14 protein-coding genes are annotated in these 14,435 nt (G+C 42.8%); 2 read left to right on the plus strand and 12 right to left on the minus strand.

The genetic code is table 11. From position 1 onward, the window contains the following. Nucleotides 1-22 precede the first annotated feature (22 nt). The 9 genes from A5875_RS18715 to A5875_RS18755 all read right to left on the minus strand — a co-directional run bounded on the left by A5875_RS18715 (nt 23) and on the right by A5875_RS18755 (nt 9,607). Nucleotides 23-988, minus strand: coding sequence for an ABC transporter permease (locus tag A5875_RS18715; RefSeq protein ID WP_088935093.1), 966 nt, complete (start codon nt 986-988; stop codon nt 23-25). Next, a complete protein-coding gene (locus tag A5875_RS18720) occupies nt 985-1,728 on the minus strand; it encodes an ABC transporter permease (protein WP_088935094.1) in 744 nt (247 codons plus the stop codon). The genes A5875_RS18715 and A5875_RS18720 overlap by 4 nt, the downstream gene beginning before the upstream one ends. 22 nt (nt 1,729-1,750) lie before the next feature. Then, complete coding sequence (locus tag A5875_RS18725; protein ID WP_088935095.1) at nt 1,751-2,686, minus strand: ABC transporter ATP-binding protein; 936 nt, start codon at nt 2,684-2,686, stop codon at nt 1,751-1,753. 161 nt (nt 2,687-2,847) lie between these two features. Then, on the minus strand, nt 2,848-3,264 hold the full coding sequence (locus tag A5875_RS18730) for a DUF3788 family protein (RefSeq protein WP_088935096.1): 417 nt from the start codon (nt 3,262-3,264) through the stop codon (nt 2,848-2,850). Nucleotides 3,265-3,315: 51 nt separating this feature from the next. Next, the gene (locus tag A5875_RS18735; RefSeq protein WP_088935097.1) at nt 3,316-4,209 is read right to left on the minus strand and encodes a helix-turn-helix transcriptional regulator; all 894 of its coding nucleotides are present in this window, start codon (nt 4,207-4,209) and stop codon (nt 3,316-3,318) included. A gap of 110 nt (nt 4,210-4,319) precedes the next feature. Next, nucleotides 4,320-5,066 carry an ABC transporter ATP-binding protein gene (locus tag A5875_RS18740; protein ID WP_088935098.1) on the minus strand — a complete coding sequence of 249 codons (747 nt, stop codon included), beginning with the start codon at nt 5,064-5,066 and terminating at the stop codon, nt 4,320-4,322. A 5-nt stretch (nt 5,067-5,071) separates the two neighbouring features. Further along, the gene (locus A5875_RS18745) at nt 5,072-7,390 is read right to left on the minus strand and encodes an ABC transporter permease (protein ID WP_088935099.1); all 2,319 of its coding nucleotides are present in this window, start codon (nt 7,388-7,390) and stop codon (nt 5,072-5,074) included. 33 nt (nt 7,391-7,423) lie between these two features. Continuing rightward, nucleotides 7,424-8,056: a TetR/AcrR family transcriptional regulator gene (locus A5875_RS18750; RefSeq protein WP_088935100.1), complete on the minus strand. Its 633-nt coding sequence runs from the start codon at nt 8,054-8,056 to the stop codon at nt 7,424-7,426. A gap of 177 nt (nt 8,057-8,233) precedes the next feature. Continuing rightward, the gene (locus A5875_RS18755; protein WP_088935101.1) at nt 8,234-9,607 is read right to left on the minus strand and encodes a M24 family metallopeptidase; all 1,374 of its coding nucleotides are present in this window, start codon (nt 9,605-9,607) and stop codon (nt 8,234-8,236) included. 174 nt (nt 9,608-9,781) lie between these two features. Between A5875_RS18755 and A5875_RS18760 the strand changes: the two genes are divergently transcribed. Beyond that, the gene (locus A5875_RS18760) at nt 9,782-11,335 is read left to right on the plus strand and encodes a helix-turn-helix domain-containing protein (RefSeq protein ID WP_088935102.1); all 1,554 of its coding nucleotides are present in this window, start codon (nt 9,782-9,784) and stop codon (nt 11,333-11,335) included. Nucleotides 11,336-11,382: 47 nt separating this feature from the next. Here the strand turns inward: A5875_RS18760 and A5875_RS18765 are convergent, their stop codons facing one another. The 3 genes from A5875_RS18765 to A5875_RS18775 form a co-directional block, all read right to left on the minus strand. Then, nucleotides 11,383-12,201 carry a class F sortase gene (locus A5875_RS18765; protein ID WP_088935103.1) on the minus strand — a complete coding sequence of 273 codons (819 nt, stop codon included), beginning with the start codon at nt 12,199-12,201 and terminating at the stop codon, nt 11,383-11,385. Between the two features lie 242 nt (nt 12,202-12,443). Then, nucleotides 12,444-13,634 (minus strand): DUF6179 domain-containing protein, encoded by a 1,191-nt coding sequence (locus A5875_RS18770; RefSeq protein ID WP_088935104.1) that lies wholly within the window; start codon nt 13,632-13,634, stop codon nt 12,444-12,446. Beyond that, a complete protein-coding gene (locus A5875_RS18775) occupies nt 13,631-14,062 on the minus strand; it encodes a DUF6323 family protein (RefSeq protein ID WP_088935105.1) in 432 nt (143 codons plus the stop codon). The genes A5875_RS18770 and A5875_RS18775 overlap by 4 nt, the downstream gene beginning before the upstream one ends. A gap of 192 nt (nt 14,063-14,254) precedes the next feature. Here A5875_RS18775 and A5875_RS23845 point away from each other — a divergent pair, with 192 nt between their 5' ends. Then, nucleotides 14,255-14,401: a hypothetical protein gene (locus tag A5875_RS23845; RefSeq protein WP_176244754.1), complete on the plus strand. Its 147-nt coding sequence runs from the start codon at nt 14,255-14,257 to the stop codon at nt 14,399-14,401. Nucleotides 14,402-14,435: the final 34 nt, after the last annotated feature.

Genomic DNA, 14,435 nt, shown 5'->3' on the forward strand with positions numbered 1-14,435 from the left:
TACCCTTAGTATATCAGTTAATTTAGCTGCGAACATATTCTTTTCTGGTTTTAAAGACTGCAATACTCATCAATACCAGACTGAAACCAACCAAATAAAACAGCCGCTGAATGTTCCCGCTATAGCTTTGCCCAGCTTCAATATTATGGACAAGCTCCAAAAATTGTTTTTGCGGCAGCCAATGAATCAAGCTGTTAAAGAATTTATTGCCGTTATCTAGTGAAAAGAAGCTGCCCGATAAGATGGTGGTGATCATCATGATCATCGACCCCAGCATGCTTGCGCTATCGGCTACTTGGAAAAACGAAGCGTTGCAAATCGAAAAAGCTGTCGCAAATAATGCAATCACGCCGAGCAAAATCGCGTAATTCACTATGGAGAGCCCGATATCAGTCAAGCCAAAGAGGGAAATCCCTCCAATGATCAAGAGATTCGGAATGAAAAGCAGCAGCCAAGAAAACAATGAATAGTTCACGAACAATTTAGTAAAACTGATCGGTGTGGTAGTGATTCGTTCCATAATATGCTTTTCTTTATCCTCACTGAACAGCAGCATATTAGTCACGCTGGACATCAGCACAAACATCAGCATATAGCCGATGATCTTACTGCCGATCCCCTCCCCGCTTTTTTCACTGGTTTGGACAGCTTGCGGATTTTTGAGATACTCTGCTAACTCTTTTTTATATTTCTCACCCTTGAATGTTGAGATTATCGGTGTGCCGCTCCGCATGTCAACGACCGCATCATAGGTACCTAAAGCGAGAGCGGACTTTTCAGGTTCTTTGGATAGGTGCTCGATTTTGACGGTATCGGAAACAAGCTCCTGCTTTTCGGCACCAATCATTCCGATTTTTGTCGAAAAATTCCCTTTACTGCTGACAAAAACGGCTAGAAAAATCGAGACTAAAACCAGCCCTAGCATGACGAATAGCCGTGCTTTGTTTTGCCAAATTCTGGCCCAATCATTTTTCAGCATCGCGATCATACATATTCCTCCCCTCTAAAAAGAATGATTGACAGCCCTAAAATCAAAATAGAACCAATCAGCAGCAGTGAAAATACTGGAAAAAAGCTTGCTGTGTTTTGATCGTAAATCATTTCAAAGACAGCTTGTGCGACTTTTGCGGTAGGCAGCCACCTGCTGATTTTGACAAATGTCTCTCCCAAATTGGCGATGGGAAAGATAAAGCCTGAGAGCATTGCCAACGCCGCAGTCAAAGTGCTGAGAATTTGATTGGCAACTCCTTCACTTTTAAAGATGCAGCACATCAAAACACCGATGCAGCTGAACAGCAGATTCATTCCTATAAATAAAAGCCAGATTTGCAGCAGGTTTTCCGAACCAAATCTGATATGAAACAGCAAATGACAAATCACAGCGGCGATAGTATAAAAGATCGTCGTGAAAATAAAGGTCGCCACAACCTTAGAAAAGGGAATAAACCAATTGAGAATGGGTGAATAAACGATGCGCAGGTTCGCCTGCTTGATTTTTTCTTCCATAAAACTGTTCGCAGAAAAAGTCGCCGCATACATTGCCGAAAACAACATAAAAGTGACACCGTAATAATCATAACTCGTAAAATAGTCGCCATATAAGCCTTCCGTTAGAAATCCTAAGATGGCCACCAGTAATAATGGGAACATCAAGCTGAAGAATATCCACATTGGATTTGTTAATAGATTGAGCGTGTCACGCTGAATAATTCTAACTAGTCGATACATCAATTTTTCCTCCTTCAACCACTTAATCTCTTAAGGAGCGTCCCGTTAAATCCAAGAAGATCGTTTCCAGATTGGCTTCTTGCACAACGATGTTTTGGATTTTCTGCTGCAGCCTGATCAGCTTAGCGATGATATGATCGAGATTCTCAATTCCCTTGATCGAAGTAATCATCAGCTCGTCCTCATTCAAGGAGACCTCTTTTACTCCTTCAATTTGATAAAAGGCATCTGCTGAAATTTCTTTTGAATCACTGATCTCAATCGTGATTTTTCGTTCATCATTTTTTTCCTTTAATGCTTCCTTGGTTCCTTCTGCAATGATTCGGCCGTGATCCATAATAATGATCCGAGAAGATATTTCCTCTACCTCTTCCATATAATGGGTGGTATAAAGGACGGTCATTCCCTTCAGCTGCATTTTTTTGATTGCATTCAAGATGTGATTTCTGGATTGAGGATCAATTCCTACCGTTGGTTCATCCATAATCAGCAGCGCCGGCCGGTGAGCGATCGCACAGGCGATGTTCAATCTTCGCTTCATCCCGCCGGAAAAAGTCGCGACCTTTTCCTTCCGATGTTCATTTAGTCCGACTGATGTTAAGGCAAACGCAACGCCCGCCTCCAGCTCTTTTCCCTTTAGCCCATACAAAGATGCAAAAAACTGCACATTCTTTTCAGCCGTCAAGTCTTCATACAGAGCTAAGTCTTGCGGAACAACCCCCAGCTGTTGCTTAAAGCCTTGCAAATTTTGATCGATCGGTACACCATTACAGGTCACTTCTCCGGCATCATACCCAAGCGCGCCGCACAAAATATTGATCGTTGTACTTTTTGATGCGCCATTCGGTCCTAAAAGACAAAGAATTTCCCCTTCATATATCGCAAAGGATATTCCGTGAATAACCTGCTTATCTTTGTAGCTCTTTGCTAAATTTTTAACTTCTATTAATGATTTCATAGACGCTCTCCTCCTTACATACCTATTGTAGAAAAAGCACCTCTTTAATCCTATCCACCAGGTGGTTGATATTTGAACATGATTTCGGTCTTTGTCTAAAAAAATGCAAAAAAGTGCTGGAGGGTCGATGACTCAAGCTCTCCAGCACTTCCAATTTATGCTTATTTTAGTTTTTTCTTGAAATTCACTAATTCAACGGCTGTTTGCAAACTGGCTTGATCTTGGATCGGGATCAACACCGTGTTTAACTTGCCATTTTTTTGAATGGACGCCTCGTTGGCTTCGAGCTTAGCGAATAATTCATTTGCGACCAGCAGTGGCCACACGCGTTCACTGAAAAAAACGTTGACCTTTACACCAGTCTCCCAGATCGAGATCCAGCCGAGATTTTTCTTTTTGAATAGTATTTTGCTTAACCAGTTATGTCCATCTTTGTAGTAGTTCCAGTCTTCCATATAGGAATTTTCGTGCAGCACCGTTAAAAGCTGCTGGTAAAGACTAAGATTTTCCTTCGATAGGTGCTTGGCTAAGTTCTCAACGGTGGGAAATTCAGCTTGATTCTTTAATATTGGTTTCATTAAAATGCCTCCTTTAATGTCAGTTTAGCAAGTGAAACTCGTCAGCGAATGTCAAGTTCGGTATTTGTTCAACAGCTTTTCAATCCGTTCAGCCATTTTATTGCGATACGTTTGCGGTTCTAATATTTCTAAATGATCGCCAAATGAAAAGAGATAGTTCATGGTTGATTCGTCATCCGCAAATTTAATGACTACGACCGAGCTTCCGTCTTCGTTTTGCACGATGTCATTAAATTCTTCTTGTACTCGATACGCCGCTCCGGCATCAAATAAAAGTGTCAGCTCGACCACCTTTTTCGGCGGTGTTGGTTTTTGTGAGAATACTTTAGCAGGCACGGTTCGTTTGAATGTTTCGTCTAGGAGGTTTAATTCCCGTATTCGGGAAATTTTGAAGAGTCGGTCATTTTCTCTCAAACGACAAAACGCGTAGAGGTACCAAGCCTTATCGCGAAAAACTAATTTCAGCGGCTCCAATTCTCGTTCAGTGAGTTGTCCCTGACTGCTTAAATAATTTATTTGGATCACTTTTTGAGACAGGATTGCTTCTTGAAGCTCGTCGAAGAAATGATTGCGCAAGCCGGTCCAATCGGAAAAATCGATCTCCAGCCAATCAAGTCGTTCCTTTTGAAAAAGTGTGCTTAGTTTTTCAACTAATGAACTCGTGGCAGCGCCCTCAGTCAGATTCAGATTTTGGAGAGCGATCAGGATCGCCTTTTGTTCTTCATCAGAAAATAGCGTCTTGTCCATAACATAGTTTTCCTGAATAAAAATGCCGCCGCCCTTGCCTCTGACTGCATAAACCGGAACACCTGCCGCACTCAGCGCGTCAATATCACGATAAATCGTGCGGGCAGATACTTCGAATTTTTCAGCCAGCTCCGGTGCCGTCACCGACCCATTTTCCAATAGAATAAAAAGAATCTGCAATAGTCTGCTTTCGATCATGTGATGCCCTCCTCTCGTTAACTAGCATATCATGCAGAAGGTAGTTGATAAATGACAAAAAAGAACTGCGTTAGGTGCTTCAACGCAGTCCCTTCTTACTAATCAAAGATTTAAATCTCGATTTCCCGCATTTTCTCGGTAACCTTTACCATTCGTTCCTCCAGATTTTGTTTGTCATCTGGTGAAAAATGGAGTTCGCTCACGATCTGACCGTCGCTCATGAACAGAACACGTTGGGTTTGAGCAGCGACTTTCGCGTCATGGGTCACTAAGCAGACTGCTGTTTCCTGTTGATTGATCTCAGCTAGGATGTCCATGATTTCTTGTGCTGACTTGGAGTTCAAGGCTCCTGTCGGCTCATCCCCGAAAATAATTTGCGGATCGCCCATCAGTGCGCGGCAGATACCGGCCCGCTGCAACTGACCGCCGGAGACTTGCGTAATATCTCTTTGCTCTAAGCCGGCGATGCCCATTCTCTTCATTAATTCTTGTCCTTTTTCCTTCAAGGCCTTGGCTTGCTTTTCATTGCCTTTTTGGGCGGGTAAAACGATATTGTCTAATACATTTAGATTTTTTAACAGCGTCGGCTGCTGAAAAACAAAGCCCATTTGTTTTCTTCGCAGGTCGGCTAAGGCATTTTCAGAAAGAGCGGCTAATTCTTTGCCGTCAAACTGAACGCTGCCGGCATCGATCTCATCCATCCCGCTTAAAGCAAACATCAAGGTAGTTTTTCCTGAGCCGGAAGGTCCCATGATGGAGACAAATTCACCGGGAGCGATCTCCACAGAAACATTGCGCAGGACTTTTTCTTGTCCAAAAGATTTTTCAATATTGGTTCCAACAATCATTTTTTTCATCGTCATCATTCCTTTATATTATCGCTGATTTTTATTTTTTGTAATGAAGCGGTCGCTAGCGTCGTTGCCAGCAAGGTTACCAGCAGCATGCCTAACGGACATAAGACAAAGCTGACCAGCGGATTAATCGTAAAGCGGAAGGTGGTGACACCCATCATAGACATGGCGATACCCGCTACCTGTCCTCCCAATGTACTTGCCAGCAGGGTTCCAATAATCGTCCCTAATACGACGATCACCAAGGAACGCATAAAATATTGCTGGCGAATATCGCGGCTGGTAAAGCCTAGCGCCTGTAAAACGGCGATCTCATGGCGATCTTTTGCCAGCAGCATCTTGATAAACAATAATACGATCAAGGCGGTGATGACTAATGCCACGATCACTGCCACTTTCGCAGCGGTCGCGACTGTTTGAATCGTTGAACCAAACGTCTGCTGCATGTAATGCTTGATATCTGAAACCTTGGCATAGTTGAATTTCGAACTGTATTCTTTGGCTTTTTCACTTGGTGTAACGCTGCCCTTCACATTTCCGCTGATCGTACACCACATTGTCGCAGCTTTTTGATCAGTGAACATGGCTTTGGCGGTCTTGCCGCCATTGGTAACGTCGGAATAAATGCCGCAAACCTTCAGCTTGCGATCGCCTTTTGAGGTTCGTACCGTTAATGTACTATTTAAGGGTTTCTCCAGGTCATCAGACAGCGAACTGGATAAAGCGATCTGATTGGTTTTCTGCGGTGCTTCACCTTCGGCATACTCGACTGGAAAAATCGTGTGATCGCCGAGTTCGATCTTCAACTGATCCTCGGCCTTGCCATTTTTGATCAGCGAGAAGGCTTTGGTAGTCAAAGCAACAGAATTACTTATTTGTTTGTCCTGATTCAGCGTATCCATGATTTCTGCTGTTTTCTCAGGAATATTTTTTGTTTGCTGGATATCTAAACGCAGATCAGATTGTCCGATTCCCATGTAACGCGAGAAGCTTTGAGACGAAACTGTACTATATAGATTCTGCGGCAAAATCAAAATAAACGAAGACAGCAGCAGCACTGTAAACAACGTCACATACAATTTTTTCCGCGACAATACATCCTTGATCCCTAACAGACCATTCACTTTCGGGAAGGAACGTCCAGCAATTTTCAGCCCTTTGCCGCCGCGAACCTTCTCTTGCGAAACGCCAAAACGAATCGCCGATGCGGCTGAAATTTTGCGGAAGCGGCGCAGCACTAGATTGACATACAATAAAACGCCGAAGAAAATCAAAACCGTCCCTAAAAGACCAACAAGCATAGACAATCCCTGATTCCCGCTCTTACCCATATACAGCTGGATGTTTTCCAGCAGAATACCGCGAAAAGCAAACGAAAGCAGATAGCCCAATAAACAGCCGACCAACCCGATCGCCGTATATTTCGCTAAATATAAACGCTTGATATCTGAATTTCTTAACCCGATCGCTTTTAACACACCAATCTCTGGATAGTCGTCCTCAATTTTTGATAAAAGCGTAAAACGAATGCATAAAAAAGCCACCGCTAACATCAATAAGCTGACAAGTAAAATAATAGCGATCATGATGCCGTCGGATAACGCATTCATCATGCGGAATAAGGTATGTGTCAAGGCGGGACCATTGGCTGGCAGTTCTGCTTTGATATACGCCTTTTCAAAATCACTGATTTTATCAAGATCTTTTAAGCGATATTCGATCAGGTATTCGACGTTGCCGTATTTTTCCAGCATTTGATAATCCTTTTGATTCACAATGAAGCGTTTCGACGAAGAAAGCGACGCGTTCATCTGAGAATCCCGCAGGAAGCCGGCGACGATTAGCTTATGTCCCTTTACCTCCAGTAAATCTCCTTTTTTCGCAATTCCTTCACGCTCATAAATGATCGGCAAATAGACCTCGCCGACCTTTGGCTGAATGATCTGATCCTTCGTATCAACTAAAAAATCAAATTTTTTACTTTGAACCGAAAAGCCGTTATCCTGAACGCTGTCGGTCATTGGCTTTCCAGCGATGAACAGCTCTGTATTATCGACATTTAAAAAATCCAAAACCTGCCAATCCGCCAGATTCGGCTGTGATCTCGCAAAGTCCTCCATTTTTCTTTGGTCGATCTGCCCTGAATGCATTTGCATGAAATGCGGTGTCTTTGCCCGCTCCATCATCCCATCGATCGAGCCTGCCAAATTGATGACTAGAATCGCGGCTAACGAGACCAGCATTGCGGTGATCGCAATAAAAATCGTCGTTGCCGCTGTCACCAGCTTACTTTTTTTGATGTCATTTGTAATTAACCTGCCATACATATTACCCGTTCCTCCTTCATTTTCTCCCACATATTAATCAAACATACCCTCCATTTCTTTTGCTAAAAGCCCTTCTTCGACACCTAACATTCGTTCTAAAAGATAAAAGAAGCCATTTACACGCTGCACTTTCATTTCTTCGCTTGATGCTAATTCCTGCGCATCGAAAACGGTGTTGGCATAAATCATGGCCATTTCCACCGCTTCATAAGGATATTCTGTCTGAAAGAGCCCCTGTTCAATCCCCTCTTCCACAATTCTCGTCAGCACTGGCGTAATTTCCTTTACCACTGCTGCTTGAACCTTTTGATGCATCAACGCGTTTTGCGGTCGATGGACAAAATCCATCATGTCTTGGCCTTCCTCCGCTGAAGTATCCAAACGCAGTGCAAGGACGGTTTGAATAAAGCGTTGAAAAATGGGAAGCGATAAATCGTCTGACGCCTGCTTAGCCGCTGTAAACAATTCATTGGTCGTTCGTTCCACTAAGGCATCCATGATTTCTTCCTTTGATTGAAAGTGATAATACAAAGTTCCTCTGGCAATTCCTGCTTGAGCAATAATTTCTCCAGTGCTGGTTTGATCAAATCCCTTTTCGGCAAAAAGCTTACCGGCAATATCCAGAATTTCATTTTTCCGCACCGTTGGATCCTTTGATACACGCATTCTTCTCATCCCTTTTCTTTTTTGACCGACTGCCTGTCTAATTAAACTATAACACATTTATAATGAAATGCTTAAATATTTAACAAAATCAGTCTAAAGTATTAGTCCTTAAACTTTAAAATTTTTGTATAAAATGAAAAAAATCCCCAAAGGACTCTCCCTTGAGGATCTTATAACTTAGACAGCTGATAAAGCTGACTCTTTATTTAGGAAAAATGGGCGATAATAGGCCGCCGCATTGCTCATCGGCAAGACTTCTTCACTTAACTGAATTCCGATTTCTTCTATTAAATAGCTGCGGCGTGCTTGCATGCGGGACCACATCTCTGGATACTCGTTTTGAATAACAGCACGCAGATGTTCATCTGCCAAAACAACACCGCCTTCACAGCTGGCACCAGAATAGCCTGGAACCGAAGGAATGATATCGAATTGGAAAAGCATGCCGTTTTTGATTTTTTCGCTTGAATCAGGATAAATCGGTGAAGCCAGCCACTCTTCATCCCCGCATAAATGACCGGGATTCAAATGCCAGCCATATTGCTCTTTAGGTAAGACCTCTTCGATTTTATCGTATAAATTTGCGCCCTGCATATCGATAGCGATGGTCTCGAACCAAGTCTTAACTGCATTGAAGTAAGGCTTGGCGACACGATCCAAATAATCTTGTTCCGCTTCAGGTAATTCTTCGCTGGTGTGGACGGCGTAACCGCCGCGACTTTGCAGGCCGCCTTTATAGCCGCTGGTCATGGAAATTCGATCCCCCAGCTGGATTTTCTTCTCTGTCGGATACAGGTTCGCTTTCTCAAAACGCGCGCCTGTTGCCATGATCGTTACGACACTCGGCGTTTGACCAAAATCATTCAGATAGGCGCCGATCTCCATTTCGCTTTTTCCGACTGCCAACTGATCCATAGCGTTTAGGATACAATTTCCAGCAAGCATGGCGCCAAATTCGTAGTGGGCGATCTCGTTGGCGTTGTTGGTTGTGCGCAGACCGTTTTCACCGATCATCAAATACGCCGCATTCTTAAAGCTTGCTTCAGGAGCCGCTTGTTTTAGCCCGTCTACTAAAAAGTATGGCAGGTCATATAGTGCGGCATTGTCATCATGCTGGCTGGTGAAGTTCTTCCAGCCGATCAAGCCGATCGAAGCAGCCTGATCAAGCTTAGTTTGCTTCAAAATCGCCGGCACACTTAACGCTGTGTGCATCGGTTGATTCGGCAGTGAAAAATGCGGCAGATGGACTGCTGTCGCTGCGATCCGGGCAAAAGGAACCTTATTCAGATTTTCGTTGCCTAAAACTAAGTAGGCTTCGCCGGATTGATGAATGACCAATAAGGCTTCTTCAAAGCGCGGGACAAAGCCGGTGAAATATTCAAAATTGCCGCCATGCTCCAGATCAGCGTATATCACGACGGCATCAAAATTATCTGCCTGCATTTTCTTTAATAAACTGGCTTTGCGGATGTCCATTGTTTCATCAGTCAGTTGGACTGGCAGAACGTCTTTATCTAATTGGGGTGCTGCTGTTTTTTGTAAGTTAATCACGATTGTTTCGCTCCTCCATTTTTTTCTATCATACCATAGCATTCAGTAAGAAAATACGTGAAATAATTCTTCATTTTTGACAATTTTCCCTATTATCTAACTAAATGACTCGCTTTTTTTGAAGAAAATCGGTAAAATTGTAATGGAAAATAATTATTTTGAAAGGAGTCAAATATGAAACAATTACTTAACTCCTCTACTAATCGACGAATCCAGTTCGTTGAGTTTTTGGATCAGCTGCCTTCTTGGTGCGATATTAAAGAAGCCGCCAGAACCGTTGATTGCTCTGTCAAAACGCTTCTTTCTGACATTGACTTTATCAATGAGTTTTGGGGAGACTATATTTATATCGAGTATTCAAAATTTCAGGGTGTCCGCTTGAACAACATTACCTCCAATAAGCTTGGGAATGTCTATGGCAAGATTTTCCAAGAATCCCTTGAGTTTCAATTTTTGGAAAAAATGCTGTATGAATCGAATCAAGATGCGGATTACTGGATCAATGAATTGTTCATGAGCGAGGCGTCCTTTTATCGAATGGTCAATGCTTTAGAAGAGTTTTTAAAGCGGCGCGGTCTGCAATTGGAACGTTCGCCCTTTCGAGTCGTCGGACCTGATGAACGCTGGGTGCGTTTCTTTTACCAGCAGTATTATACGGAAGCTTATGGGGTCAACCAATGGCCTTTTACACTAAATCATGAAGAAACGACTTGTTTCATCATGCGTACCTCGACGGATTTTGACGTCTCCTTAGACGATCGCGAGATTCAAGAGGCCGCTTATTTATTTATGGTGACTCTAAATCGCATGCATCAAGGGTTCTATTTACCGGAAAGCGTCTATGAGGAAGAAGACGATACGATTGATAAGGTCTTAGATTTCAGCCGGCCCTTTGCGGAGCATCTGCTAGCTGGAACGGACTTTAAATTACCGCAAAAATGGTACAAGGAAATCAGCCGAACGGTTTATCATGAGTTTTATAATTGGGACAATCCGGAACAAATCGTGCGGATCAACAGTAAGATCGACACCTTCTTGAAAAATATCTCGCAGGCGATCGAATATCCGCTGGAGCGTGATGACAAACGAAAAATCATGCAGGAGATGATGTCTTGGTATGTGGAGTATAATTTCTATCCGTATCGCCAGATCATGCTGTTTGATAAGCATCAAAAGTTCGCCCGTGAAATCCAGCTGGTCTACCCGATCTTCTCTTCCTTAGTCAAGATTCACTTGAAGGATATCGAGAAGAAATCGCCGGAGCTGTGGACGGACATTCGTCTGAACAATGTCTTTTTCGTATTAATGAAGGAATGGTCTCATTTGCCGGTGCACTTAGAAAAATTACGCCGAAAAGTCACGATTCTGGTAATCAGTGATTTAGGTCGGAAGCATGCGGAAATGCTGCAGGACTTTTTGATCGCTAATTATAGTAAGCGGATCGTCGTTGATACTTTCAAAGAACCAGTTATTGCAACCGGACCCGATGATTTCGAAAACTTTGCTTCATACGACATTGTCTTGAGCAATAATCCGATCGATGGGTATGATAATGACAATGTGCTGATCGTGAACAATTTCTTCTCGGCCTCCGATCGCGAAAACCTATTGAACCTAATCGTTGCGGTGCAAAAGAATTCGGCCCGCAAGCATCTGAAGGAGCTGGGCAATCTGAAATTAAGGACCGCCCAAGAAATCTATTTCTCTGAGAAAATAATGAATCAATAAAAAAGAGCAGTCCCGTAGAAACTAATTACGGGACTGCTCTTTGCTGTTTATTTATTGGCGAAAACAATTAAGTTGTAGTCGTCGTTGATACAGGTTTGTAACGTGATGCGTTCACCGCCGCCAGTGCCTGTAATTTGATCCCAATAATCAGTGCCGTCTTCGGCGATACCGGAATCATCCACGGTCACGATTTGCGAAACAGTATATGACGTTACATTGTTTGAACCATCGGATACTTCGATCGTTGCGCCAGTGCCTACTGAGAATAAGACATTAAAAATTCCTGGGTTATGACCAATGAAATGAGTGTTGACTCCGTCATTTCCAGATTGTACAGCGGCGCCGCCCCATGTTGCGACTACATTGGGATTGGCATCAATGATCGCTTGACCATTTCCTTGCCCCGCATTTGCATAAGAGATCAATTGTCCATTGACCATTAACTGATCTGCTTGTATTGATGTCGGTGCAGGATTTGCGGCATTTTGATTTTCTTCAGCTGGAGCCGTTGTTTCATTTGTCGTCTCTGCTTCATTAACTGTTGGTGCTGGTCGATCATTCGCTTCCGTTGATTCAACGGTTGGTGCTGCCTGTGCATTTACTTCTTCAGAACTGCTGGCAACCGCTGGAACTTCACTTGCTTGCGTAGATGATTCACTTGCAGCGGTCGAACTGCTGGCTGCTTGACTAGATGAAGCCGCAGAAGATTTTTCTGTCGAAGCTTCGGCTTTTTTGGTTGACGATTGTTTGACTGTTGTTTGACTCGTCGTACTTGATGAACTCGCTTGCGAGTCTGCCAATACGGATGCGGCGCCAGTACTAATGAAAAGCGCGGCGATTACGATAAATTTTAAATAGGTACTCATTTTCCATTGCCTCCTAAGCAAAAAGCTCTTTGCTATTTGCCTACAACTTAATGGATAAATGGCTATTTCCGTTGAATACTGCTCATTAAATAACGTTTGATATTATATTATTTGATAGAAGTTGCTAGTTTAATAGGATTCCAACTAATTATTTCATAACTTTCCATTCTGGAAACAAATCTGGTCGAGCAGATTATTAGTGAATTTATTAATTGTGATGTATTTAACTGGTTCAATCCTATCTAGGAGAAGTCATCAAGGAGTAATTGATACTCATCTACTGCTCTAAATAAGGCCGAAAGTTCATCTTCTGGAAGAGTTTTTATATAATCTTTTAAAAGTTCCGAAAACTCATCGAACTCTTTCGTACCAACGATTTCCGCGTATGATGTATAGTCGAGTTTGTTCATTTCAAAGATTAAAAGAACCTTTATAAAGTCTTTATCGAACTCCTTTAAAAGATTTTTATAAAACTCCATGCTTTCTGCTGATATTTCCACATATTCTTCAAAATCTGCTGGAGCTGAAATTTCACTGGTAATCAATCGGATTTTCTCTTGTTTATCCGCGATAGAATAAGCTTCCATTAGCTGATTGAAGCGGCTGGCGGTCATTGCAGGCGGCAATTCTAGGCGCTTCTTCCTATCCTTGGTCACCACAAAGAAGTGAACAGCGCTCTCAGGCACCAGCAGCCGTTGAACCGTTAGCTGAAAGTGAGCGAATATTCGGCGATAATAATCATTTTGCTGAAAAAGCTGTTCCAGCTCTGGGAAGTCCGTTTGGTCCTTGATCCGGCCTAAAACATATTGAGCTTCAATTTGATTTAGCAATAAAGTATGGATCGCTTTTTTCCCAAGAAGCAGTTTGCCGATCATTTGTTTAAAGACGATCTCGAATAGATTGTTCACATCGGTACGATAATCAAAACCTAAATCCTGCTGATAATGCTCCAGCAGTTCATAAACTTGTGTTTCAGGAATTTGCTTTAGGAAAAAGACTTCAGCCGCTAAATTGTGCAAATAGCGCTCATAGAAATCGAGTCCGACAAAATCAGCCGGTACAGCTTCGGCCAGCTGATAGTCCAAAAAGGCCTGATCGACTTCAGCGGCACCAAACTCAAGATCATACGCCGAGAAAAAGTTGTCGATTTCAGCTAGGCTCTCCTCTAATGATTCGATGCCAAAGCTTTGATAATTCTCCTGAATCGCTTGATATAGTTCTTGGAGCTGGGCTAAGCGCTGTTTCAGCTGATCTTTCCCCTGCTCAAAACGTTCGGACAAGTTCCCTGCTTCTCCGTTGGCTAAGACAAATTCGATGGATTGCTGGATTCTTTCCGCCTGATCCACCGGCATGACGCTGGAACCGCTCAGCCGCTCCTGCAGTTTCTTCATGAAAAAAGGATAGAAAGCCGGATCTAATAATTCATTTTTCATTCGTCCGCCTCCAATTCCGGGAAATCTTCAAATGAGCCCTGCAGCATTTCCAAATCCCCTTGATACTTCTGATAGCGTGCTTCGATTGCTTCCAAGATCTCTTGATCCGTTACACAACCGGGATGATAAGAACGCAAATAATAAAAGAGCGCTTGGCAGACCGACAGATGCACTAGAAAATCGCTTTTGTAAAAAATGGCTTCCTCAGCTAAAAAGCCTGCCAACGCTTGCGCATTCTGCCAACTAAAATCCACTAAATGATGCTCCGTAAAAAGCTGCTTGCGTTCCTCAGCAAGCTCGGTAAAATCTGCCACCGATAATTGAAAACTCTTTTGGTTCGCCTGCAGTGCGTGATTAATCACCGTTCGCGGGTTGTCGTTTTGCTGCGCTAAGAACTGGTTAAATAACGTTAAGTCAAACTGTGCCATTTCTTCATCCGCCCCTTTCAGAGACTAAATAGCACAATCACGAAAAAAAGACAATCTTGAATTGTCTCCAAAAATATGGTATTATAAAGAGAGTTAGGGAAGCTGATTTAAGCATTCCTTAACTTTTTTTGTCGGTATATTGGAGAAAGAACGAACTTCTGTCCTATATAAAATAACTGAAGGAGCGTTTCTATGGTCTATGCTACCTTGCTCTACCTATTAATCGCCGCATTCGTCATTTTTGTCTGGAGTCCGCCTGCGATACTGCGGATGATTATTCTGCTGGTGTTGATTCTGCTTTACTTGCTGACTTCAAAGCGGTTTAATCGAAGTAAATAGCGGGGAGTTACAACTGAATTTAAGCTGAAAAAAG

Source organism: Enterococcus sp. 3H8_DIV0648 (genome assembly GCF_002140655.1).
Lineage (GTDB): Bacteria > Bacillota > Bacilli > Lactobacillales > Enterococcaceae > Enterococcus_A > Enterococcus_A hulanensis.

Excerpts from the sequence above, each read along its gene's own strand:
- A5875_RS18745 (WP_088935099.1), bottom strand. The coding sequence starts at position 7,390 with ATGTATGGCAGGTTAATTACAAATGACATCAAAAAAAGTAAGCTGGTG.
- A5875_RS18715 (WP_088935093.1), bottom strand. The coding sequence starts at position 988 with ATGATCGCGATGCTGAAAAATGATTGGGCCAGAATTTGGCAAAACAAA.
- A5875_RS18760 (WP_088935102.1), top strand. The coding sequence starts at position 9,782 with ATGAAACAATTACTTAACTCCTCTACTAATCGACGAATCCAGTTCGTT.
- A5875_RS18735 (WP_088935097.1), bottom strand. The coding sequence starts at position 4,209 with ATGATCGAAAGCAGACTATTGCAGATTCTTTTTATTCTATTGGAAAAT.
- A5875_RS18750 (WP_088935100.1), bottom strand. The coding sequence starts at position 8,056 with ATGCGTGTATCAAAGGATCCAACGGTGCGGAAAAATGAAATTCTGGAT.
- A5875_RS18720 (WP_088935094.1), bottom strand. The coding sequence starts at position 1,728 with ATGTATCGACTAGTTAGAATTATTCAGCGTGACACGCTCAATCTATTA.
- A5875_RS18775 (WP_088935105.1), bottom strand. The coding sequence starts at position 14,062 with ATGGCACAGTTTGACTTAACGTTATTTAACCAGTTCTTAGCGCAGCAA.
- A5875_RS18765 (WP_088935103.1), bottom strand. The coding sequence starts at position 12,201 with ATGAGTACCTATTTAAAATTTATCGTAATCGCCGCGCTTTTCATTAGT.
- A5875_RS18770 (WP_088935104.1), bottom strand. The coding sequence starts at position 13,634 with ATGAAAAATGAATTATTAGATCCGGCTTTCTATCCTTTTTTCATGAAG.
- A5875_RS23845 (WP_176244754.1), top strand. The coding sequence starts at position 14,255 with ATGGTCTATGCTACCTTGCTCTACCTATTAATCGCCGCATTCGTCATT.
- A5875_RS18725 (WP_088935095.1), bottom strand. The coding sequence starts at position 2,686 with ATGAAATCATTAATAGAAGTTAAAAATTTAGCAAAGAGCTACAAAGAT.
- A5875_RS18730 (WP_088935096.1), bottom strand. The coding sequence starts at position 3,264 with ATGAAACCAATATTAAAGAATCAAGCTGAATTTCCCACCGTTGAGAAC.
- A5875_RS18740 (WP_088935098.1), bottom strand. The coding sequence starts at position 5,066 with ATGAAAAAAATGATTGTTGGAACCAATATTGAAAAATCTTTTGGACAA.